The following is a 23,920-nucleotide window of genomic DNA, read 5'->3' as shown; positions in this document are numbered from 1 at the left end:
TATTGATTTAGATAATGATTTGTTATGTAATTAAATGATTGTCTTGATAAATTATCTTAGGTAGTTGTGTCGGATGATCTCAATGATACAATCCATAGGAATAGCATTCGGTTTGCTAATTGATTATCAGTGTACTACGAGACTTATTTCTTTCGTTTGGTATAACAAAACATAGGCCAAGCTGACAGTTGCTTAATTTTTTTATTCTCTATTCAATCTACTCGATTTATGTAGATGAAGCAGAAAAAAGCTTTTCTATCCTAGCTTGACCTATTTATTAACGATTTGCAACTAGCTTATTATTATTTACCAAAATTTGGTTGTTTTATTTTAGCTGGGCAGGTAACCATTTCACCATCAGTGCGATCTCTGATTTTTTCACCGTCTTTTTTGTCTGCACATGCCATTTTATTCAAGATGTCCTGGGCAGCCATCGGTGGCATGGAAGATTCTTTGTTTCCGCTTGCCATAGTGACAGAAGATCCCAGTAAAAAAACTAAACCGATTGCAGCGACCAAAAACTTGCTCATTTTCAACTCCTATATTAATGTTATGAAGGAAGCCAATTTTATATACCTGACTTACCAACCATGAATTTATCACAATCATGACTGTAATGGCCATTTCTTTTTAAAACTTATAATAAAGAAATGGTGAATGAACACTCTTTTGTGATTGGTGAAGTTAAAACCGACTTATAGTGATTACAGAATTAATTAAACTGATTATTTTGTTATATAAGTAGAGCCGCTGCGACACGTCGCCCCTCTTCAACCAATATATTATAAGTGCGGCAGCAAGCTTTTGTATCCATAACTTCAATTCCAACACCCATTTTGGCTACTTGGCTCAACAAAGAATGATGTGGAAATTTATGTGAGATACCTGTTCCTAGAACAATGATTTCAGGTGCCTGAGGCAACAAATGTTCGAAATGCTGAATTTCAAGTTCAGAAACTGAAATAACCGGCCAGTTTTCAATCAGCTTATCCGGCAATACAATCAAATTCTTTTCATATCTTATTTGATTGATTACTACATACCCGTCACCATATCCTGTGAAAATATACTGATGAGAGAAATTAGCAAGGTGTAATTTCAACGTTGCGCTCCATAATAATTTAATCGTATCGATAACGATTATGCATGAATTAAACTAGATTACAACCAACATCGTGTATGCGTTTTTGAAGCAGATCTAAGCTGGCTGCTTACTTTTCTCAGCCAGCTTTACTTCTACTAAGTTAACCAATGAACTAAGTTTTTCAAAAGTTTTGGTACTGATCTCGTCATCTTTGATTGAAATGGAAAATTCCTTTTCTAAAGCCAGGATAATCGTAACGACTGCAACTGAATCAAGCTCAGGGATACTGCCGAGCAATCTCGCATCTGGTTCCATTGCATCAAGCCGTTTGCCTAATCCCAATGTGTCAGTCAGAATTTTTTTAACTTCAAGGGTATGGTTTAATTTAATCACAGTAAAAAATTATTTGTTATTAGGTATTTCAGTGCAATTCATAATTATAAATCTGATTCGATTCATTATCACTGATATATATGAAAGTTTTTAGCGTCTGGTTGTTTTTATGCGAAATAATTCTATTGACTATTCATTATGGCCTTATTTCGACAATCGAATTGGGGCGTGCCAGTCCACTGATGATTCGCCCTGATTTATTACGGACTTGAACTACCTGACCATCTGTTGCATCAGCTAATGCTTGTCCTTCCGATTGGATATTAAATCCGCGACCTTGTACAACTAGATTGACGGTTTGCCCACGCAGGATTACAAAAGGAGCGCGAAGCATTTGTGGACGCAGCGGTTGACCGGCAGGTAGATTGGTTGCGGCAACTTTACCGACTATTTGTGAGGCATCAGTGAGTATGCCTTCGGGCAGTTGTGCCAAATTGACATTCTGAGGCGCTATATCCTCATAAGTCATGATTTGTCCAATAGAGATAGGCCGTGCGGTATGTAATACATTCGACATTACATTTATCTCACTTTGCACGTATATGATCCAAGTTGCAAACTCGCTATTACAACGAACGCCAATAGAAGTTTTTCCCCATAAGCGATTGCCTGCCGGAATAAAAGGCTCTAATTGCGGACATATTGGAAGCGTTAAATGTTTGTCAATTTGACCGACATTCACAATTACTTGGCCGGGTAGTGTTGCTGTATTGCTGTAGATGAAATTCTCAATTGCATTTCTTATTTGAGAAAGCTCTTGATTAGGAGGAGCCGTACTGTGTCGAGATGCCAATACATGGGAAGAAAAGAATATAAGCACTATCATGGGCAGGCAAAGATTTAGCATTAGGTAACGTATCATAAATTTATTTGTCCACTCGTCCTTTCGTTTTTGCCGTTTACGGCAAATATTGCCGCTATACCTACATGTTAAACTTGGGCAATAGTAACCATGCTTAAAGATAACGTCTGTTTCTTGTCTTTATTGTTGATTTGTCTATCGTTCAGAACATTTACTATAGTTGGCATGTTAAATGCTAATTGATGAATAGAAAGTTATTTGATTAAGGCGATTTAAAAGATGATTAACAAACTTGATAAAGAATTAAATTATCACCATAACGCTTTAAGTTTAAGGGTTGCAAGGCAAGAATTACTTTCAGGCAATGTTGCCAATGCCGATACCCCTAATTTTAAGGCAAAAGATATTGACTTTGCCAGTATGCTTCAAGCAAAGCTTTCCTCAACTGCAGACCTGAAAAAAGTAAACCTTAATACGACATCGTCAATGCACATTAATTCCTCTGCAGCTGGGTTATTTGGTGACAACATTTTATATCGTGTTCCTTTACAACCCAGCGCAGATGGAAACACAGTTGATATGGATATGGAACGTACTCGATTTGCTGACAACGCAATTAAATACGATGCGAGCATTACATTTCTTAATGCTGAATTTAGACAATTATCATTAGCCATGCAGGAGAGATAAAAAATGTCGTTATTTAATGTGTTTGGTATTGCGAGTTCGGCTATGTCTGCGCAGTCGCAACGATTGAATGTGGTAGCGAGTAATCTTTCAAATGCGGATAGTGTAACAAGTTCAACCGGTGAGCCTTATCGTGGGCGTCAAGTAGTTTTTAGTACATTACGCGCGGAAGCCAATGGGGCGAGTGGAGTTAAGGTTGCAGGAGTGATCCACGATCCTTCACCGATGCGGCAAGTATTTGAGCCTAATCATCCATTTGCGAACAAAGATGGTTATGTAACGATGCCGAATGTCAATGTCGTCGATGAAATGGTTAATATGATGTCAGCTTCACGTTCATATCAAAATAGTGCCGATATGATGAACACGACTAAATCACTGCTACAAAAAACTCTGACCATAGGTCAATAAAGGAGCTTCAATGAATACAGTTCAACAAGCCAGTTCACAAGCAATCTCATCGGGAGCCACAGCAGGCACGAATACTAAAAAAGTAGCTGAAAATCCACAAGATCGCTTTTTGAAGCTTCTAGTTACTCAAATGAAAAATCAGGATCCATTGAAACCGCTGGATAACGCTGAAGTCACCAGTCAATTGGCGCAAATTAGCACAGTGACAGGTATCGATAAATTAAATTCAACATTGCAGCAATTGGTTTCCAGCAGTGATGATAGTCGATCATTAGAGGCGTTGGGAATGATTGGACATAGTGCTTTTGTTCCCGGTAAGTCAATAGCTTTAGATGAGGATGGTGCCATAGCTGGGATTGAATTAGCTCAATCGGTTGATCAAGTCAGTGTAACGATACTTGATAGTTCTGGAATTGCCATTCGCAAAATGGATCTTGGTGTGCAACCGCAAGGCATTAGCACCCTTGCTTGGGATGGCGTGACAGATAGTGGCGCTAAAGCTGCTGCCGGTGATTATACCTTTGCAGTAACTGCAAAACAGGGTGATAAGGACGTAAAAATCAATACACTTTCATTTGGTAAAGTAAATAGCGTTTCCCATGGAGAATTGGGAACGCTTCTAGATATGGGTAATGAGTTGGGATTGGTTAGTTTAGCTGACGTTAAGCAGGTATTTTGATTAGGAGAAGATGATGAGTTTTCAACAAGGATTAAGCGGTTTAAATGTGGCATCGACAAATCTGGATGTTGTTGGTAACAATATTGCCAATTCGAATACTGTTGGGTACAAACAAGCTCAAGCTCAATTTACCGATATATTTGCCAATTCTATGGATGGTGCTGGATCTTCCCGTACTCAGATAGGTGCGGGCACGCGAGTAGCCACAGTCGCCCAATCATTTAACCAGGGAGATATAGCAGCAACCAATAATCCATTGGATATGGCGATAAATGGACCAGGCTTTTTCCGCATGAGTGATCACGGTGAAATTAGTTATACTCGAAATGGTCAATTCCGTCTTGATGGCAATGGATTTTTAACGGATGCTCGTGGGACAAATGTAACCGGATATGCGGCAGATATAGATGGAAATATAAACTCCGCTCAACCCACTAATCTGAAATTTATTACATCTGATATTCCTCCCAAAATCACATCATCTTTCAACTTGGGTTTCAATTTGCCATCAAATGCAACAGCACCTGAAGTGGCTACTTTTGATGCAAATAATATCAGGAGCTTTAACCAAACAAGATCTGGAACGTTCTTCGATAGTCTGGGGAATGATCATGTTTTTTCTTATTATTTTCAGAAATCGGATACAACTGCCAATACATGGAATATGTATGCGAGTGTCGATGGTGCAGTTGATCCAACAACGGGCGTTCCTGTTGGAGTTACTCTAAACGGCGCTGCTTCAGTAACATTAACGTTTGATAGCAATGGAGCTTTGACTGCGCCTGCTGCACCTTTTAACGTGTCGGTTGATTTGGCAACCATTGATCCGACACTGGGAGCAGGTTCCCCCTTGGTTTTCGCTTTGGATCTAACTACAGCCACCCAATTTGGATCTAATTTTGGCGTTAATTTATCACAGAGTGATGGATATGCATCTGGTCGGCTGGCTGGTTTTACAACAGGTGCCGATGGCGTGATTCAAGGAAATTATAGCAATGGACAGAATAGATCGCTGGGACAAATTGTCTTGGCAAATTTTGTTAATCCACAGGGTTTAAATCCTATTGGCGATGGTCGTTGGATAGAAACTCCCAGTTCAGGTCAGCCCCTGGTTGGCCAGCCAAACTCGGGAACATTAGGAGCGCTTCAGCCATCTGCAATTGAAGCTGCCAATGTGGATTTAACCGCTGAATTGGTAAAAATGATTACTGCGCAGCGGATGTATCAAGCGAATGCCAAGACAATTGAAACTCAGGATGCAGTTTTACAAACCTTGGTTAATCTTTAATTTTCTCTCCCGAGCTGAGTAAGAATTCATGGACCGACTTATTTACACGTCGATGACTGGCGCAAACCATACGCTGAATCAACAGGCGACCGTTGCGCACAATCTCGCGAATGCATCGACAACGGGTTATCGTTCTGAAACCAATGCATTTCGCGCTGTTCCATTATATGGCGATGGATTACCGACACGAGCTTTTGTTGTGGATTCAACGACAGGCTCCGATTTCACTACTGGCCCGATAGAGACAACTGGACGTGATCTTGACGTTGCTGTTCGTGGCCCTGGATGGATTACCGTGCAACTTGATAATGGTGAAGAGGCGTATACCCGTAATGGCAGCTTGCAAGTCAGTCCAAACGGTTTACTGTTAACCCAAAATGGATTGAAAGTTAAAGGTGATGCGGGGGTTATTTCTGTTCCGCCGGACACGCGCGTTACTATCGGTGTGGATGGAACTGTATCGACGGTTCCGCTCAATGCATTGCCAAATACTGTGGCTATAGTTGGGCGAATTAAATTAGTAAATCCCTCAGAGGAAAATCTTGTAAAAGGTGCGGATGGTCTGTTTCGTCAGAAAGATGGTAAAGAAGCGCTTGCAGATGCCAGAGTTCGGCTTATTGATGGCGCACTGGAGGGTAGTAATGTGAATGTTGTACATGAGATGGTCAGTATGATCGCTCTGGCTCGTCAGTTCGATATGCAAATGAAGATGTTGGAAAATGCGGATCGCAATGCACAACAGGCAAGTCAGATTATGGTTGTAAGAGCATGAAAACAATAAACTAAAGAGAGCAATCAAATGATACGTTCATTATGGATTTCCAAAACGGGTTTAGAAGCGCAGCAAACCAAATTGGATGTTATCGCCAATAACCTGGCGAACGTCAATACTAATGGTTTTAAGCGATCTCGTGCAGTATTTGAAGATTTAATGTATCAGACATTGCGTCAGCCAGGTGCTCAGTCTTCGCAACAAACTCAATTACCTTCCGGTTTACAGCTCGGTACAGGCGTAAAACCGGTTGCTACTGAAAGTATATTCAGTCAAGGAATAATACAACCAACTGATAATTCACGCGATGTCGCAATCCGAGGATTGGGTTTCTTTCAAGTTTTGATGCCTGATGGTACCACAGCCTATACTCGTGATGGGGCATTTCAATTGGACCTTAATGGCCAAGTTGTAACATCCAGTGGGTATATGTTACAACCGGCAATTGTTGTTCCACCAAATACACAGACTGTCACTATTGGGCGAGATGGTACGGTATCTGCAACAGTACCCGGTGCTACTGCACCGATACAGCTTGGCAATATTCAATTGGCAAGTTTTATTAATCCATCTGGATTGCAAAAAATGGGTGAAAATCTCTATATGGAAACGGCATCCAGCGGAACGCCCAATCAGAATGCGCCGGGCACAAATGGCCTGGGGATTCTGGATCAAGGGTTTGTTGAAACTTCGAATGTAAGCGTGGTGGAGGAATTGGTTAATATGATTCAGACGCAGCGTGCTTACGAAATGAATTCCAAGTCGATTGAAACATCAGACCAAATGTTGCAAAGACTGGCGCAACTATAATTGGTAAATTAACGGGAATCGGAAGATGATTAACTGTCGACTGTTGGTAAACAATCAATACAGATATCTATACGTATTGATATTCTTTATATTTGCGTCGGGCTGTACAGCCATTCCAGCAACAGTTACGCATCAACCCAACTCCATGCGTCCATTTCATCAAAGCCAGGCAGTCATCCAGCCAAATGGATCCATCTTGCAAGGTCTAAATAGTACAACGAATGGTGTTCGCTATACCCCTTTATTTGAAGATCGGCGCGCAAGAAGTGTTGGCGATACGATCATTGTTACCTTGAATGAGCGAACAAATGCGAGTAAGAGCTCAGGCAGTAATGTGGGTCGTACTGGAAGTATTGATTTTTCGGTTCCAAGTCTTCTAGGGATACCCGTGGGATTGTTGAAAAAACATGCCACTGTTGAAGCTAAATCCAACAATAATTTTGATGGCAGCGGTGAAAGCTCCAGTAAGAATAATTTTGTAGGGACAATTACGGTAACGGTGATAGAAGCGCTGCCAAATGGCAATCTGGTTGTCAGTGGTGAGAAACAAATTGGAATAAATCAAGGGCAAGAGTTCATAAGGCTTTCCGGCATAGTCAATCCAATACATGTCCTGGCAAACACCATCTCATCAACACAGATTGCTGATGCACGCATTGAATACCGCGCCAATGGTTATATTGATGAAGCACAAACAATGGGATGGCTGTCACGATTTTTTCTGAATGCAACCCCTTTTTGACTGTTTTGATACGAGTATTTGATTTCTTAGAGAAGCGCATGACATTATGAAAATTCCGAACATGATTATTCATAGCTTGCTGACGATATGCCTGTTTTTTCCTGGCATAAGTATGGCGGACCGAATAAAGGACTTGGCATCGATTCAGGGGGTGCGAAACAATCAGTTAATAGGTTATGGTTTAGTAGTCGGTTTGGATGGCAGCGGCGATATGACTACGCAAACGCCATTTACGGTACAAAGCGTTATTAGCATGTTGGGTCAATTAGGTGTTAACTTGCCGCCCGGAACCAACTTACAGTTACGGAATGTTGCTGCTGTAATGGTGACGGCAACACTACCTGCGTTTGCCAAACCTGGGCAGCATATTGATGTGACGATATCATCCATGGGTAATGCAAAAAGCTTGCGCGGTGGGACGTTGCTAATGACCCCGCTAAAAGGAGCTGATAATCAAGTTTATGCAATGGCACAGGGAAGTATTCTGGTAGGCGGCATTGGAGCGGCTGCTGGAGGAAGCAGTGTGCAGATTAATCACCTTAGTGTGGGGAGAATCAGCGGAGGAGGTATAGTTGAACGTGAGATTCCAACAGTAGTCGGGCAGGGGGATTATATTAATCTTGAGTTGAATTCAACTGATTTCTCAACGGTGAACCGAATCGTGGATGCCATCAATTCACTTTATCCATCCTCTGCAGTTGCAGTTGATGGACGTGTCGTGCAAGTTAAAGCGCCTGCAGATATTAGTCAGCGAATTATGTTTATTTCTCGGATTGAGAGCATGGATATTGTCCCCGCCAAAGCATCAGCAAAAGTTATCGTTAATTCCCGTACTGGATCCGTCGTAATGAATCAATCGGTGACGCTTGAAACAAGTGCAATTGCGCATGGCAATTTATCAATCATTATCAATACTGAGCCTGTCATTAGCCAACCAGGACCACTCGCACAACGTGGTGAGACCGTTGTCACGCAGCGATCTCAAGTTGAAATACGTACTGACGAAGGAAATTTAATGCTATTGCCAAATGGAGCTGATCTGGGGGAAGTTGTTAAGGCGTTAACAGCGATTGGTGCAACAACACAAGATTTGTTGTCCATTCTGCAAGCACTCAAAGCTGCAGGTTCATTGCGTGCGGATTTGGAAATTATTTGACCCTGAGAACATAAACATGATGATATCACCGGATATTTCAAGCAAGTTGGCGGTTGATGCCAAAAGCATTGATGATTTGCACCTGATGGCTAAGAGGAATCCGGAGCAGGCTTTACACAAGGCAGCACAACAATTTGAGGCGCTGTTTATGAACATGTTGCTTAAAAGCATGCGGGAAGCGACTCCTAAAGATGGAATATTTGATAGCCAGCAAACGCAGTTTTTTACGCAAATGTATGACCAACAGCTTGCCCAGCACTTATCAACCAAAGGGATTGGTATTGCTGACATTTTAGTAAAGCAATTAAGTAGAGTTGAGAGTTCGTTGGAACCACAGACTTCGATAAGTCAAGCCGACGCCATTTTGTCTTCTATTAACGCCATCAATCAGCCGTCAGTCAAAAAAAATGGACACCCCAATGATATATCAGAACAATTATGGCCTGTCATGAATAGTTCAAAGCAAGCGATGATCGCAGTAGACGCAATGAAATCATCGGAGCAAGCATTTGTTGCTCCTATCCAAATTGAATCACAACAGACGAAAGCATTCAATCGATCAACAGATTTTATCAATATGCTTTTGCCACATGCAAAGACTGCCTCACAATCGACGGGTATTCCTTCTCATTTTATGCTGGCTCAAGCTGCATTAGAAAGTGGATGGGGTAAACATGAGATTCGTCGTGCTGATAGTAGCCCAAGTTACAATTTGTTTGGCATTAAAGCCGGCGCAAGCTGGAAAGGCGACACTGTCGAGACAGTAACTACAGAATATATTAATGGCGCACCGCAAAAGATGGTCGAGAAATTTCGTGCTTATAGTTCCTATGCGGAAGGATTTAGCGATTATGCCAGATTGTTACTGGATAATCCGCGCTATGCAAAAATCCTGGAATCTACAGATTCTGTGACGTTTGCAAATGGTCTTCAGCGTGCTGGCTATGCGACCGATCCAAAATATGCTGAGAAATTGATTCGAATACTTAATAGTGAAGCATTGCAGAACCGTGAATTCATTTGATGTATAAAATTTCTTAATCCTTTTATCATTTTACCGATATAACCAATCAAAGTATTTTTAATATTTGGGATCAGATAAGCTATGGGAAGCAGTATTCTTGACATTGGTGTTTCTGGTTTATTAACTGCACAAAACCAGCTACTTACAACAAGTCACAACATTAGTAATGTGGCTACGCCTGGGTATAATCGTCAGCAGGTTATACTTAATGCCAATATGCCACAAGCATCAGGGGCCGGATTTGTGGGGCGCGGTGTTCATTCAACGACAGTTCAACGCATATACAATCAATTTCTTGCTAGTCAATCCTTACAGATTCAGACACAAAGTAAATCACTCGACAGTCATTATGCACAAATACAGCAATTAGATAATATGCTGGGAGACGCCACTTCTGGACTCTCTCCTGCACTTCAAAATTTTTTTAGCGCTGTACAAGATGTGGCAACAAATCCATCGGTAGTTCCATCACGCCAGGCTATGATAAGTAATGGTGAAGCACTTGTGGCGCGTTTCCAAAGTATGGATCAACGCATGTTACAAATGAGAGAAGGTATAAATTCTCAAGTTACCAGTATGGTAGTTGAAGTAAATTCTTTAGCAGGCCAATTAGCGGAGATGAATCAGAAAATTACCTTGGCGGAAGGCGCGGCCAGCGGGCAGCCAGCTAATGATATGTTAGATCGGCGTGACGAGCTCATAAATCAATTAAGTAAATTAATCAATACTGACACCGTTCGGGAAAGTAATGGCGTCATTAATGTTTTTGTTGGTAATGGTCAGGCATTAGTTGTAGGAAGTAATACGCTATCGTTAAAAGCGATCCCATCACCGGATAGTCCGACTAACCTGACTATAGGTCTTGTTTCTAGAAATAGCACTATTCAAATTCCTGAAAATCAGATTACAGGTGGAGCTTTAGGAGGACTTTTATCTTTCCGAAGTGACACGCTGGGTAGTGCACAAAATGCATTAGGAAGAGTTGCGATTACGTTAGCTCAAAGTTTCAATGCGCAACATCAATTAGGTGTGGATCTAAATGGCGATATGGGTGTGAATTTCTTCACTGTGCCTTCGCCCAGAATAATTTCAGCGTTAACCAATGATTCGGCTTCTAATATCGCTGCAAGCATAAGTGATTACAGTGCCTTAACAGCGAGTGACTACCAGTTCTCATATGATGGTGCAAACTATACACTTACAAGATTATCCGATAATACTTCGATAAGCACCTTGGTTGCTCCATCAGGAGGCGCGCCATTAACGCTGGATGGTATTTCAGTCACTGGAGCAACTATTCTTACTAACGAGAGATTCCGGATACAACCTACCATTAATGGCGCGAAAGATATCGCGGTAAATATTGCCGACACAACAAAAATTGCAGCAGCGGGAGCAAATCGTACCAATGCCGCAATAACGAATACGGGTAGTGGCAAGATCAGTGCGGGCACTGTAAATCCATTGCCGCTAGACCCAAATCTTCAGCAGCCATTGAGCATAACGTTTCATACACCTTACGATGGTCAATATGATGTGGCTGGCATCGGTACCGGGTTACCGGCCACTAATCAAGCATATACTGACGGAGCAGATATTAGCTTCAATGGCTATACTTTTCAAATTAGTGGTAGTCCTGCTGCAGGTGACATCTTTGGAATCGCACCTAACTTTAATGGATCTGCTGATAATCGGAACGCATTGTTGCTGGGTGCCCTGCAAACCAGAAATACTTTGGAAAATGGCACGGCAACATACCAGTCTACCTATGGACAGCTTGTTAGTCAAATTGGTAATAAGACGCGAGAGTTGGAGGTAACCAGTAAGTCACAAGCTAATTTTCTGACACAGATTGAGAACACTATACAATCTTCATCGGGTGTTAATTTGGATGAAGAAGCAGCCAATTTAATGCGCTTCCAGCAAGCCTACCAGGCTTCAAGTAAGATCATTGAAATGAGCAATACACTATTTGATGCAATTCTTCGTATTCGTTAGATATATCTAAATTAGAGGCGATATCATGCGTGTTAGTACAAATACAATTTATGAAACCGGAACAAATCTATTGCTTCAGCACCAGGATACATTAGTAAAGACTCAACAGCAGTTATCTACTGGTAAACGTATCCTTACACCTTCTGATGATCCAATTGCTGCCGCACAAGCATTAAATGTGACACAAGCGGCATCACTTAATAAGCAATTCTCAGTTAATCGTGCCAGTGCTAGTTCTTCATTGGGTTTGGAAGAGAATGTATTAAAGCAAGTCACTTCAGTTCTTCAAGATATCCATAGCTCAACAGTCTATGCTGGGAATTCGACACTCTCAGATGCTGATAAAAGAATTCTTGCTACAGAATTACGTAGTAAATTTGATACATTAGTTGGTCTGGCCAATACTACAGATGAGAAGGGGCAATTTTTATTTGCAGGATATCAGGCTAATACAAAACCTTTCGTGCAAACGGGACTGATCGTGCAATATGCAGGTGATCAAGGACAGAGAATGAATCAAGTTGGTCCGGCACGCCAACTCGCTGTCAGTGATTCAGGTACCGATGTTTTTGAGCGTATAAAGAGTGGAAACGGCATTTTCACAACAGCAGCTGATTCATTAAACATTGGTACAGGCATCATTGACAAGGGCTCAGTGATTACACCAGCCAGTCTTACTGGCGCCGACTATGAAATTAATTTTACAGTTACCGCTGGAATAACAACTTATGATGTAGTTAATACAACGACAGGAGTGCCAGTTTCATCAGCCAATCCTTATACAAGTGATAGTGCAATTAGTTTTGACGGTATACAGTTGAGTATGAATGGTAGTCCGGCAAATGGGGATAAATTTACAGTTTCTCCAAGTAGCAATCAAAGTATTTTTAAAACTGTGAGCGACCTGATTACAGCGCTTGAAACATCATCCAGCGGTCAACCTGGAAGTACGCGATTGTCAAATAGTTTAAATACAGCGCTACAAAACATTAACAATAGCCTCGAGCATGTGATTACAAAACAGTCCTCAATTGGAGCCCGAATGAATGAAATCGATAGCTTGGAGAGTGTTGGTGCTGATCAAAATCTTCAATTCGAGACATTGCTTTCTCATTTGCAGGATGTTGATTTATCAGCAGCAATTTCTGATTTCCAAAGACAGCAACTGTATCTTCAGGCTGCACAGCAATCTTACATTAAAATTTCTGGATTATCCTTGTTTAACTATATGTAGGCTTATTTAGTCAGCGCGATTTTCCTTGATAGCTTATGCCTTGATAGCCGATGTCGCGGCGGATCTGATATCCGTCAAAGTGAATCTTTTCAATAAGCTTATAAGCATTCTGCTGGGCAATCTTAATGTTTTCTCCAAGCGCTGTTGCGCATAATACGCGTCCTCCAGCTGTCATAATTTCATTTTTATTCTTTCCATTCATATGCGTTCCGGCATGAAAAATATGGAAATCATCATTGCCTTTCAGTTCGTCGATCAGATCATGCAGGCCATAAATTGCATCATTTTTTCTTGGGTTATCCGGATAACCGTGTGCCGCCATTACAACACCGAGTGCAGCACGTTGATCCCAATCAATATCTGCTTTATCTAATGTTCCATTGATAGCATGCTCAATGAGTGTCAGGAGGTCGCTTTTTAAGCGCAGCATAATGGGCTGAGTTTCCGGGTCTCCTAATCGACAATTAAATTCGAGTACTTTTGCACGGCTGTCTGGTGTAATCATTAAACCAGCATAAAGAAAACCGGTATAGTTAATGCCTTCTTGCTTTAAGCCGTCGATAACGGGAACAATGATGTTGTGCATAATGTGTGTATGCAGGCTGTGCGATATGAAAGGTGCCGGTGAATATGCACCCATTCCACCAGTATTTGGACCCATTTCTCCATCGTAAAGACGTTTATGATCTTGGCTAGTCGCCAAAGGAAGGATATTTCTACTATCAGTCATGACGATGAAGCTGACTTCTATGCCTTGGAGAAATTCTTCAATAATAATTTCACATCCTGCAGTGCCAAGATTCTTCTCAACCAGTATGGCATTAACAGCTGAGTGAGCTTGCTCGCGAGTTTGCGCGACAATGACACCTTTCCCCGCTGCGAGGCCATCTGCTTTTATTACTAAAGGAGTGGAATGCTGATCAATATATTGGTGTGCCAGCTCAGGGTCAGTAAATCTTGTATACGATGCGGTAGGAATTTGGTGCCGCTGCATGAATTCCTTGGCAAAAATCTTTGAAGTCTCAAGCTGAGCTGCTTTCTGGGTTGGCCCAAAGATTTTTAAGCCGCTGGCCTGAAACGCATCAACAATACCTGCAGCAAGCGGTAGTTCTGGTCCCACTACCGTAATTGCAATATTTTCTATCTGTACAAATTTTATTAGTTCAGGGATTGAGGAAATTGAAATGTTTTCTAAACCATGCTCAAGTGCAGTACCTGCATTACCAGGTGCCACAAACACTTTATGTACGCGTGGTGAAAGGCTTAATTTCCACGCTAGCGCGTGTTCTCTGCCTCCTCCGCCAATAACTAATAGTTTCATGATCTAAAGATTGTTTAATGTCGAAAATGACGAATACCTGTGAATATCATCGAGATTCCTTGCTCATCCGCAGCGGCAATGACTTCGTCGTCACGGATACTGCCACCTGGTTGGATAACCGCGGTCGCACCTGCTTGCACAACGACGTCTAAGCCATCACGGAAGGGGAAAAACGCATCCGATGCGACAACAGCGTTGGTTAGTGTAAAGCCCGCTTGTTGGGCTTTAATAGATGCAATTCGCGCACTATCAATCCGGCTCATTTGACCGGCGCCAATACCGATTGTTTGTCCATTGCGACAATATATAATCGCATTAGATTTAACAAATTTTGCTGCTCGCCATGCGAACAGTAAGTCATCCAATTGCTGCGGAGTAGGTTTTGCTTGGGTAACAACTGTTAGATCGGATTCTTCGATATTGTAACTATCTGGTGTTTGGACAAGCAGGCCACCGCCAATCCTTTTCAAATCGTAGATAGAGTTTCCAGTCTGTAACGGTACAACCAATACTCGAATATTATTTTTTTGTAACAGGAGTTGTTGCGCTTCGGGTGTGATTTCCGGTGCAATAATCACTTCAACAAATTGCTTCAGGATTTTTTCTGTAGTGTCTTTATCAAGAGCTCGATTGAAAGCGATGATTCCACCAAAAGCAGAAATCGGATCGGTTGCGAATGCAAGCTGGTAAGCATGAAGTATTGATTCTGAAATGGCTATTCCGCAGGGATTGGCATGTTTGACGATTACGCATGCCGGCTTGTCAAATGTTTTGACACATTCCCACGCTGCGTCGGTATCTGCAATGTTATTGTAGGATAATTCTTTACCTTGCAGTTGTTGATAGTTTGCCAAGCTACCGAGGGGTATGATTGAATCTCGATAGAATGCTGCTTTCTGATGCGGGTTTTCCCCATAGCGTAGATTCTGTGCAATAGTGAAATTCAGATTGAGTGATTCTGGGAAATCTTTTTGATGAAAATTTTCATCCAGTGCAGTCAGATAATTACTGATAGCACTGTCATAGGAAGCTGTATGTGCAAAAGCTTTTTGTGCCAATTTAAAGCGAGTAGTCAAACTGATAGATCCATTATTAGCTTCCAGTTCAGAGCAGAGTGAAGAATAATCCAGTGGATCGGTGATTACGGTGACCTTCTGATAATTTTTGGCGGCTGCTCGGATCATCGTGGGACCGCCAATATCAATATTTTCAATCGCATCCATGAGAGTGGAGTTCTTTTCTGCGATCGTTTGTCTGAACGGATATAGATTGACAATTACCAGTTCGATATTCAGTATCGATGCATGATCAAGTGCTTGCTGATGATCTGGTAAATCGTTACGGGCGAGAATGCCAGCATGAATTTTAGGATGAAGTGTTTTAATTCGACCATCCAGCATTTCTGGAAAATCGGTGTAATTGCTGACTTCAAGTACAGATATTCCAGCTTCACTTAATAATTTTGCAGTACCACCTGTTGAGATGATTCTAATGCCGCAATCGATCAATCTCTGGGCTAGATCGATGATTCCGGTTTTATCTGAGACACTGATGAGTGCTTGTTTAATGATCATTTTATCTGATACTGTTTCATTTTTTGACGTAGTGTATTGCGGTTAATTCCAAGTAATTCAGCCGCTTGTGTTTGGTTGCCTTTGGTATGCTGGATGGCAACTTCTATCAAAGGCTTTTCAACACTTTGAATCACCATGCTATAAATATTTCCCGGTTTTTCTCCGTCCAGATCATTAAGATATCCACCTATGGCTTTACGTATGCACGATGCAATTTCATTCTCCTTTATTGCGCTCATAAACTAATTACTCCCCTCTTTGATGTAACTCAATCTTTGGCCTTGCTTAGATAACTGGGAAAAAAATTTATCGGTTTCAGAAACTTGCTGGTCACTGGTTTGTAATTGGTTCATGGCTTGACGAAAGCCGGCAGATCCTATTAAACCTTTGGTATACCAAGATATATGTTTACGTGCGATGCGAACACCTGAGTATTCGCCATAAAAATCATACAAATCATAAAGATGGTTGAGGAGTACTCGATGTATTTCAGATACTTCAGGTGATTGCAGATATTGGCCCGTTGTAAGAAAGTGATTTATTTCGCGGAAAATCCAAGGTCTTCCTTGTGCGGCTCGACCTATCATAATTGCATCCGCTTTAGTATAAGCCAAGATTTGTTTTGCTTTTTCTGGGGTTGTGATATCGCCATTTGCAATAACAGGAATTTTAACTGCTGCCTTAACAGCCGCTATGGTGTCGTATTCCGCAGTGCCAGTATACGCGCATGCTCGAGTGCGACCATGAATTGCAAGTGCTTGGATCCCTGAGTTCTCAGCAATATGAGCAATAGAAAGGGCATTCTTATGTTGTTTATCCCAGCCGGTGCGAATTTTAAGTGTTATCGGAATATCTACAGCTCTAACTACAGCAATTAGAATTCTTTCTACTAATTTTTCATCTTGTAGTAAAGCTGATCCAGCCATGACATTGCATATTTTCTTTGCCGGACATCCCATATTGATATCGATAATCTGAGCACCATTTTCTGCATTGTACTTTGCTGCCGCCGCAAGCATCTGAGGGTCGGCGCCAGCAATCTGGACAGAGATTGGAGAAACCTCTCCTTCATGATTCGCCCGTCGCTCTGTTTTTTTAGAACCCCATAACAGCGAGTTGCTTGACACCATTTCAGATACAGCCATGCCCGCACCCATTGATTTGCATAATTGCCTAAATGGCCGATCGGTAACACCAGCCATTGGAGCAACAATCAATTTGTTTTTTAAAATGTGAGTACCAATTTGCATGGAAAAATATTTAGGAGGTTGTAAATAATAATTTGAAGCTGATATTGAGTATGGCTATTATTAATAATATGTAGAAAAAATAACTGTTAGTCGATGGAAAATATAGAATTATATCTCTCATCGCAGGTTTAATTATAACTGTTGTGAAATTGATCGTGGCGCGAAGATCGAGAATTATCCTTTAGCACCAAATATCATGCGGCGAGCTATAAAACGTTTAAGGGATGGCATGCAATCTAATGCACTTAAGCCGAATCCGCAAGCTTGATTTAGTATTTTACTATCATTAGAAAATAGCTTGATCAGAGTATCGGTAAAGGTTCTAACGGCGTTACTATCCATTTGTCTTCTTTGAAGGTATTTGGATAACATAGCGGGTGTGCCGAGTTCTTGCGATACATTTTTTGCGTTAATGATTTCACATGCCAATTCATAGGCATCTCTCAAACCCAGATTAAACCCTTGCCCTGCTACTGGATGTAAAGTTTGGGCAGCATTTCCGATTAGAGCAATTCTTTGAGACACGGTGGATGTGGCATATTTAAGCGATAATGGAAATGCTGATCTTTTTCCCGCAGCAATAAATCTTCCGAGTCTATCGCCAAAATGTTGATGCAATCGGAGTAGAAAAGAATCGTTATTCAGTTCGGTAATTTCTTTTACAGTTTCTGGAGCTACAGTCCACACGAGAGCAAAATCCTGATCATTAGGAAGTAGTGCAACAGGTCCATCCGGAGTGAAACGTTCATAAGCAATGCCCGTTTGTTTTTTTTCAGCTCTGACATTTGCTACCACAGCCCACTGCTGATAGTCATGCGATTGATAATTGATGTCGGGTATTTGCTTGACCAGTTGACCGCCATCAGCCAAAACAATAAGTTGAGCGGTTACTTGCTCTAATCTGCCCTGGAAGTCAAAATATACTTCGCCTGAGTTTTCAGTAGTATTGATACGGGTAACTAATGCACCCCCAATATATTTCGATTGGTCGGCAGTTAACTGCTTATGCATGGCACAAAAAAGATCATGATAATTCACAACATAACCCAATGCAGGAACGCCGGCATCCTGAGGCTCTAAAATAGCGCGACCGAAACTACCGCGATTAGATATATGAATCGTTTTAATCGGAGTGTTTTGCGTTAGCTTGCTCCATACACCTAGTCGCTGCAATAACAAATAACTGCCATGTGACAATGCCAATGGACGTGGATCTTCGTCTTTTTCAGGTAGCCCGCGAGCTTCAAGAAGCAGACACGATACTCCGCTATTGTGTAAGCCAAGAGCTAATGCCATCCCTACCGGGCCGCCACCAACAATAACGATGTCATAATGATTGATCATCATAAGATTAATTTTTGAATTGTTTTTAAAGAAAGAACTTTAGCTTATAAATCATAGTAACTATAGCCAGTTAGGATGCGCAATTAAAACATTTCAATTGATTTGATATCATTAAAAATAACAGCTTGAATCAGGCTTTTTAGTATTGAGCAGTGGGACAGCACAGTTATGTAAGAATAGCATACTGCACATAGTCATGAAATGTTACAGGTAAAAGCATTCGCATTCTTGGTGATGCAGCGGTAATAAATTTTAAATTGTATATTTCAGCTATTAGATTAATGAATATAACTACCATAAGTTGATTAAATGCAAGTGGTCATTCTAGAATTATTTGTGTAAATGTGATTGAATTACCAGAGGGAAATTTGTATGACAATGTTTTTAAAAAAAGAATTTGTAACAGGTATTCTATTTTTATTTGCTTCTCAAGCCTGCGATGTTTGGTCAGTGAATAATGATAATGAATTGATTGCTGCTGCAGAGAAAGGGAATCTTGCTTTGGTGAAGCAGATTCTTGATAATCAACAAATAGACCTAGAAGAATTGAATGCTGCTTTTCTGGTAGCAGTTAAAAAAGAAAATCCTGCTATCGTTGAGCGATTCCTGCAAGCCGGTGTGGATGTGAATTTAAGAGCAGATGATAATTTTTCGCCATTGATGCGAGCTTCTCGGGATGGTCGCGAGCGGGTTGTTGAAATCTTACTCAAAGCAGGTGCTGATGTAAATGCAGCTTCTGAAGAAGATGGCACAGCTTTGATTCTGGCTGCTGAAAAGGATAGAAGACAGGTAATTACTTTGCTGTTAGCTGCTCAGGCTGACGTAAATGCTAAAAGAAAAGATGGTATGACAGCTCTCATGCTGGCTGCACAAGAAGGGCATCAGCAGACCATTCAAATTTTGGTTAATGCAAAGGCCGATGTAAATTATCAATTGGAAAACGGAGCCACTGCATTAATGCTCGCAGTCCAGCATGGTAATCTGAGAGCGGTCTATTCACTGATTGCAGCAAATGCCAACCTGGAACTTAAAGCCAGTAATGGGATGACTGTATTGATGCTTGCTAGTCGCTATAACTACCGGGAAATTACTGAACTGTTAAAGCAGGCCGGTGCCAAATACTAAATATCAATACACAACTTTTAATCGAATTGCTATAGTGCAATTGTTTGTACCGTTTAATTTGATAAAGAAAGGAAATTATAAATGAGAGTTTTTGCTGTTTTATTACTGGCTGCAACGGTTGTAATGCTTCATGGTTGCGGTGAAGAAACGAAAAGTGATAAATCAGAAGCGGGCGCTATACCAATACCCTCAGGTGAAATCACTAAAATAGGTGAGATTCCATCATTTATGAGTGAAGGTTTGACGGAAGAAGAAAAGGCGGAATTGAAGGAGCAAATCATGCCGCCGGGTGTGGGTGATGAAAATATTGCCGAGGAAAAATTTAAAGAGCTCATGGAAGCTGCTAGAGCTGGAGATCCGGTTGCTCAGAATGGATTAGGCGTGATGTATTATACGGGCGATGCTGTTTCCAAGACTACTTCCGGCCAAGTATTAAATACCGACCCGGAACTCGCAGCTGGCTGGTTTTACCGTGCGGCAGAGCAGGGTTACGCTGATGCACAATTCAATTTAGGTCTCATGTATGCAAATGGAGAAGGTGTAACGCAAGACATGGAACAAGCCGTAGAGCTATTTAAGAAAGCAGCAGTACAAGGACATGTGGATGCACAAAATAATTTGGGTGCCATGTACTTTACAGGAGAGGGCGTGGTGAGAGATGAAAAGCAAGCTATTGAATGGTTTGAGAAGGCAGCCGCACAAGGAAGCGAAGATGCGCGAATCAACTTGGACGCTATAAAATCATCCGGCAAGTGATTGTTTATAGTAGTTCAGGCCCGATACATCTTTTAAGCATAGTTCTTCAAGCGTTAATATACGTCTTGGATTGAATCGATCAGCTTTATGCCTTCAGTGAAGGATTTTGGGAATAACCTGCGTTCTGGAATGAGTTCCGGTCTTCCGACACGTTTGTTAATTTACAGTAGTTCGAACGGCTGGGTGCATATCATTACTGCCTGATTCGCCACTCGAATTGATCATGCCGATACATTCCATGTAATAATTTGCGACTTGATGGCGTGTGAGATCAATTGGATGATTCGTTTTTTGATCACTGTGTATTTTAAGTTAGGTTTTGTCGAATTTGCTGTATTGAAGCTATCTTCAATTGCGAGTTCAACGATATGTTCGGAGTCAGGAAACATTAGATTAGGTACAAATAATACGCGTACTGCGGTTCTACCTCTTGATTCGCAGGCAGTAAAGATTAAAGCCTTTGTCAGACAAGCATCCTTGATGATACAGCACCTGAAGATTTCACAAAAACACTTTGTTTTTATTGCTCAATAACCTTACATGATCAACAGAATTAATGCCTAGTAATGGCGATTTATTGAATATTTACAGTCGCTTGATTCGTTTCATTCTGTCGTTTTTTCGCTTTACACTTATTGTTATCATATTTCATGGAATTTTACTTGTCCGAGCTTATTTTAGAATATGGAATGTATCAAGCATTGCATTAAGGGGAGTACTACTAAACCATAGAACAAGAATATTATAGCTTAGTAACCTGCTAATCCGCTGATAGAAATCCTGAAGGAATGCTCTAAGAAGACCAATATGCTGTGTAATAAAGTAATGAAATAGCTTAATCTCAGATAAAAAAATTTTAACAATGTGTGTGAGGTTAAATATCCTGGCATTTGCCTTGGGCGTTGGTTGGTTGCAACACCAAGCCGTATTGCCAGAACTAGCATGGATTTGGCTGCTGCTGTCAATAGCGGTTGCAATTGGACTCGTTGGATTCTTTCGAACTGCAGTTCATGGTGTAAAAAGCAGAGTTTTGCTTGGATTTGTCTTTCTTGTGTTCGGGTTTTGTTGGGCAGCAATTTTAGCACACTGGCGTTTGAGCGATTCACTGCCTAGCATCTGGGAACGCAGAGACATACAGATAGTTGGTGTAATAGCTAATGTGCCGCAAGAAAATGATAGAGGAGTACGCTTTCAATTTGATGTTGAGCATATAAAAACTGAAGATGCGATCGTACCTAAGCATATTGCGCTGACATGGTATAAAGTGCGGCAAACTGGCAACTGATCAAATGTCATTACCAGTTGTCAGGGCAGGTGAGCGTTGGCAACTGACGGTGCGGCTTAAACGTCCGCATGGTAATCAAAATCCGCATGGATTCGATTTTGAGGGATGGGCATTGGAGAGAAATATCCGTGCGATTGGATATGTGCATATGGCTCCAGATAATCAACGTTTGCATCCGAAGGTTCAAAGGCCTGCTTATTGGATAGAGCATATTCGCGAAGGAATTCAACATCGTTTTGCTACAATCCTGGCCGATCCTGCATATGTGGGAGTATTACAAACGTTGGCAACAGGTGATCAAAACGCAATTCCTCGCGATCAATGGCAAGTATTCACACGTACCGGAACCAACCATTTGATGGCAATTTCCGGTTTGCATATCACAATGATTTCTGGTGCGGTATTTACAGTAGTATTTTGGTTATGGCGCTGGAATACATACCTGGTATTACGTTTGCCGGCACGTCGTGCTGCTGTAATTGCTGGATTGTTAGCGGCTTTTGGATATGCTGTACTTTCAGGTTTTGCCGTCCCGGCGCAGCGAGCATTTTATATGCTGGCGGTGGTGGCGATTGTATTATGGATGGGGCGTCAAACGCCAGTCACCACAATATTAGCATGGGCGCTGTTTGGAGTGATATTTTTAGATCCATGGGCAATTCTAGCGCCGGGATTCTGGCTATCCTTTGGCGCGATTGCTGTCATAATTCTATTAACAGCAGGTCGGATCGGAAAAATACATTGGCTTAGTAGTTGGTTGCGCATTCAGTGGGCTATTACGCTGGGTTTAATTCCTTTATTGCTGGCATTATTTCAACAGATATCCTTAGTGTCGCCAATTGCTAATGCCATTGCCATTCCTTTAATAAGCCTTATAGTAATCCCACTAACATTGTTAGCAACCATACCTGTATTTGGTTTTATGTTGCCATTGGCTCATGAAGTTTTAAGTATCATCATGGCAATACTTCAGTCTCTAAGCAACTTGTCGGATGCTGTATGGCAACAGCATTCTCCACCAATATGGACAATAGGCGTGGCGACAATTGGAATTGTCTGGATGCTGTTGCCAGGAAGCTTAGGGATGGGTTTTTTTTCTGGTTTTCCGGCACGTTGGTTGGGCGTGGTTGCAGTATTGCCCATGTTTCTGGTTAAACCTGCTCAACCAAAAACCGGAGAATTGTGGCTTACTGTACTCGACGTAGGACAAGGGCTTGCAGTCGTGGCTCGTACCGCGCATCATACGTTATTATTTGACACAGGCCCTGGATTCGGTGAAACCGATAGCGGGAGTCGCATTATTGTTCCCTTTTTACGTGGAGAAGGAATTAAAAGACTTGACGCTATGATTGTATCGCATGCAGATTCGGACCATAGCGGGGGCGCATTATCAGTGTTGAATATGCTGCCGGTTATGCAGTTGTGGTCTTCACTAGACGACCAACACCCCATATCGCAGTTGGCATTCTCTAATGAACAATGCCGCGCGGGACAGGTATGGCAATGGGATGATGTGCATTTTGAGCTGCTACATCCATTAGCGCAGGATTATTTGAATTCAAAACGCAAGACCAATGCCAAGAGTTGCGTGTTAAAAATTACTTCATTGCATGGCAGCGTATTATTGCCGGCTGATATTGAAGAAAAAGATGAGCAGGCATTGCTAGATCGAGACAGTCATAAGCTTCGTGCGACAGTATTGATTGCGCCGCATCATGGCAGCAATACTTCATCGACCGATGCTTTTGTACAAAAGGTAAATCCTTCCCTGACAATTTTCACAGTTGGTTATCTCAACCGCTATAATCATCCGCGCGAAACTGTAATCTCACGTTATCAAAATTCAAGTAGTCGGTTGATGCGCAGCGACAAGGATGGCGCTATCTTGATTCGGTTTGAAAATAACGATTGGTCTGCTATTAGCTGGAGAAAATTAAATCGGCGCTATTGGCGAACAATAACCACGGATTAAATCAAGTGAAGATTGCCAACAGTTCGTTGAAAAACTATCTGCGTTGCTGCTACGGTGTTAGAACAGGCTCCGAATGCTCGTTTATTAAACATAAACTGCGCTTTTTCGTCTGTTCTTGCCTTGTATCAGCTGCCTAGAAAACGAGTATAAATATCCTGTTAATAGCCATATCAATGAACTGTTACTGTTACGCGAGAGTTTATCCCAGATTTT

General features: G+C 41.5%; 24 protein-coding genes. 15 read left to right on the top strand and 9 right to left on the bottom strand.

The genetic code is table 11. The features are described from left to right. Positions 1-302 precede the first annotated feature (302 nt). From C7H79_RS11645 to flgA, 4 genes are all read right to left on the bottom strand, one after another. On the bottom strand, positions 303-530 hold the full coding sequence (locus C7H79_RS11645; RefSeq protein ID WP_106707435.1) for a hypothetical protein: 228 nt from the start codon (positions 528-530) through the stop codon (positions 303-305). Between the two features lie 203 nt (positions 531-733). Then, positions 734-1,102 carry an Mth938-like domain-containing protein gene (locus C7H79_RS11640; protein WP_106707434.1) on the bottom strand — a complete coding sequence of 123 codons (369 nt, stop codon included), beginning with the start codon at positions 1,100-1,102 and terminating at the stop codon, positions 734-736. Between the two features lie 96 nt (positions 1,103-1,198). After that, positions 1,199-1,477 (bottom strand): acyl carrier protein, encoded by a 279-nt coding sequence (locus C7H79_RS11635; RefSeq protein ID WP_106707433.1) that lies wholly within the window; start codon positions 1,475-1,477, stop codon positions 1,199-1,201. 136 nt (positions 1,478-1,613) lie between these two features. Further along, positions 1,614-2,339: a flagellar basal body P-ring formation chaperone FlgA gene (gene flgA / locus C7H79_RS11630; RefSeq protein ID WP_242447263.1), complete on the bottom strand. Its 726-nt coding sequence runs from the start codon at positions 2,337-2,339 to the stop codon at positions 1,614-1,616. Between the two features lie 219 nt (positions 2,340-2,558). On the opposite strand from flgA, the gene flgB reads away from it, so the two are divergent. From flgB to flgL, 11 genes are all read left to right on the top strand, one after another. Then, positions 2,559-2,969: a flagellar basal body rod protein FlgB gene (gene flgB, locus C7H79_RS11625; protein ID WP_106707431.1), complete on the top strand. Its 411-nt coding sequence runs from the start codon at positions 2,559-2,561 to the stop codon at positions 2,967-2,969. 3 nt (positions 2,970-2,972) lie between these two features. Next, positions 2,973-3,377: a flagellar basal body rod protein FlgC gene (gene flgC, locus C7H79_RS11620; protein WP_106707430.1), complete on the top strand. Its 405-nt coding sequence runs from the start codon at positions 2,973-2,975 to the stop codon at positions 3,375-3,377. 10 nt (positions 3,378-3,387) lie between these two features. After that, complete coding sequence (locus tag C7H79_RS11615) at positions 3,388-4,056, top strand: flagellar hook assembly protein FlgD (protein ID WP_106707429.1); 669 nt, start codon at positions 3,388-3,390, stop codon at positions 4,054-4,056. Positions 4,057-4,069: 13 nt separating this feature from the next. Further along, positions 4,070-5,344: a flagellar hook protein FlgE gene (gene flgE / locus C7H79_RS11610; protein WP_106707428.1), complete on the top strand. Its 1,275-nt coding sequence runs from the start codon at positions 4,070-4,072 to the stop codon at positions 5,342-5,344. A 28-nt stretch (positions 5,345-5,372) separates the two neighbouring features. Next, positions 5,373-6,116 (top strand): flagellar basal-body rod protein FlgF, encoded by a 744-nt coding sequence (gene flgF / locus C7H79_RS11605; RefSeq protein WP_106707427.1) that lies wholly within the window; start codon positions 5,373-5,375, stop codon positions 6,114-6,116. Positions 6,117-6,143: 27 nt separating this feature from the next. Then, positions 6,144-6,926 (top strand): flagellar basal-body rod protein FlgG, encoded by a 783-nt coding sequence (gene flgG / locus C7H79_RS11600; protein ID WP_106707426.1) that lies wholly within the window; start codon positions 6,144-6,146, stop codon positions 6,924-6,926. A 145-nt stretch (positions 6,927-7,071) separates the two neighbouring features. Continuing rightward, positions 7,072-7,668 (top strand): flagellar basal body L-ring protein FlgH, encoded by a 597-nt coding sequence (locus C7H79_RS11595; protein WP_309477328.1) that lies wholly within the window; start codon positions 7,072-7,074, stop codon positions 7,666-7,668. A gap of 46 nt (positions 7,669-7,714) precedes the next feature. Continuing rightward, entirely contained in the window at positions 7,715-8,824 is a 1,110-nt protein-coding gene (locus C7H79_RS11590; RefSeq protein WP_106707424.1) for a flagellar basal body P-ring protein FlgI, read from the top strand. A gap of 16 nt (positions 8,825-8,840) precedes the next feature. Continuing rightward, positions 8,841-9,848 carry a flagellar assembly peptidoglycan hydrolase FlgJ gene (gene flgJ, locus C7H79_RS11585; protein WP_106707423.1) on the top strand — a complete coding sequence of 336 codons (1,008 nt, stop codon included), beginning with the start codon at positions 8,841-8,843 and terminating at the stop codon, positions 9,846-9,848. Positions 9,849-9,929: 81 nt separating this feature from the next. Further along, positions 9,930-11,846, top strand: a complete 1,917-nt coding sequence (gene flgK, locus C7H79_RS11580) for a flagellar hook-associated protein FlgK (RefSeq protein ID WP_106707422.1) — start codon at positions 9,930-9,932, stop codon at positions 11,844-11,846. A gap of 25 nt (positions 11,847-11,871) precedes the next feature. Then, on the top strand, positions 11,872-13,080 hold the full coding sequence (gene flgL, locus C7H79_RS11575) for a flagellar hook-associated protein FlgL (RefSeq protein ID WP_106707421.1): 1,209 nt from the start codon (positions 11,872-11,874) through the stop codon (positions 13,078-13,080). Between the two features lie 10 nt (positions 13,081-13,090). Here flgL and purD read toward each other — a convergent pair whose 3' ends face one another. The 5 genes from purD to C7H79_RS11550 form a co-directional block, all read right to left on the bottom strand. Further along, positions 13,091-14,401, bottom strand: a complete 1,311-nt coding sequence (purD, locus tag C7H79_RS11570) for a phosphoribosylamine--glycine ligase (protein ID WP_106707420.1) — start codon at positions 14,399-14,401, stop codon at positions 13,091-13,093. Positions 14,402-14,415: 14 nt separating this feature from the next. Then, positions 14,416-15,975, bottom strand: a complete 1,560-nt coding sequence (purH, locus tag C7H79_RS11565; RefSeq protein WP_106707419.1) for a bifunctional phosphoribosylaminoimidazolecarboxamide formyltransferase/IMP cyclohydrolase — start codon at positions 15,973-15,975, stop codon at positions 14,416-14,418. Then, positions 15,972-16,214, bottom strand: a complete 243-nt coding sequence (locus tag C7H79_RS11560) for a helix-turn-helix domain-containing protein (RefSeq protein WP_106707418.1) — start codon at positions 16,212-16,214, stop codon at positions 15,972-15,974. The genes purH and C7H79_RS11560 overlap by 4 nt, the downstream gene beginning before the upstream one ends. A 3-nt stretch (positions 16,215-16,217) precedes the next feature. After that, the gene (gene dusB / locus C7H79_RS11555; protein ID WP_106707417.1) at positions 16,218-17,225 is read right to left on the bottom strand and encodes a tRNA dihydrouridine synthase DusB; all 1,008 of its coding nucleotides are present in this window, start codon (positions 17,223-17,225) and stop codon (positions 16,218-16,220) included. 174 nt (positions 17,226-17,399) lie between these two features. Next, positions 17,400-18,572: an FAD-dependent monooxygenase gene (locus tag C7H79_RS11550; protein WP_106707416.1), complete on the bottom strand. Its 1,173-nt coding sequence runs from the start codon at positions 18,570-18,572 to the stop codon at positions 17,400-17,402. A 369-nt stretch (positions 18,573-18,941) separates the two neighbouring features. Here C7H79_RS11550 and C7H79_RS11545 point away from each other — a divergent pair, with 369 nt between their 5' ends. From C7H79_RS11545 to C7H79_RS11530, 4 genes are all read left to right on the top strand, one after another. After that, positions 18,942-19,694 carry an ankyrin repeat domain-containing protein gene (locus C7H79_RS11545; RefSeq protein WP_106707415.1) on the top strand — a complete coding sequence of 251 codons (753 nt, stop codon included), beginning with the start codon at positions 18,942-18,944 and terminating at the stop codon, positions 19,692-19,694. An 81-nt stretch (positions 19,695-19,775) separates the two neighbouring features. After that, positions 19,776-20,450 carry a tetratricopeptide repeat protein gene (locus C7H79_RS11540; RefSeq protein ID WP_106707414.1) on the top strand — a complete coding sequence of 225 codons (675 nt, stop codon included), beginning with the start codon at positions 19,776-19,778 and terminating at the stop codon, positions 20,448-20,450. A gap of 868 nt (positions 20,451-21,318) precedes the next feature. After that, positions 21,319-21,735 carry a ComEC/Rec2 family competence protein gene (locus tag C7H79_RS19265; protein ID WP_258577641.1) on the top strand — a complete coding sequence of 139 codons (417 nt, stop codon included), beginning with the start codon at positions 21,319-21,321 and terminating at the stop codon, positions 21,733-21,735. Between the two features lie 4 nt (positions 21,736-21,739). Continuing rightward, positions 21,740-23,707, top strand: coding sequence for a DNA internalization-related competence protein ComEC/Rec2 (locus tag C7H79_RS11530; RefSeq protein ID WP_258577640.1), 1,968 nt, complete (start codon positions 21,740-21,742; stop codon positions 23,705-23,707). Positions 23,708-23,920 lie beyond the last annotated feature (213 nt).

The organism is Nitrosomonas supralitoralis (assembly GCF_003011925.2).
Lineage (GTDB): Bacteria > Pseudomonadota > Gammaproteobacteria > Burkholderiales > Nitrosomonadaceae > Nitrosomonas > Nitrosomonas supralitoralis.
The sequence above is the reverse complement of the archived record's forward strand: the minus strand, read 5'-3'. Positions and strand labels throughout refer to the sequence as shown.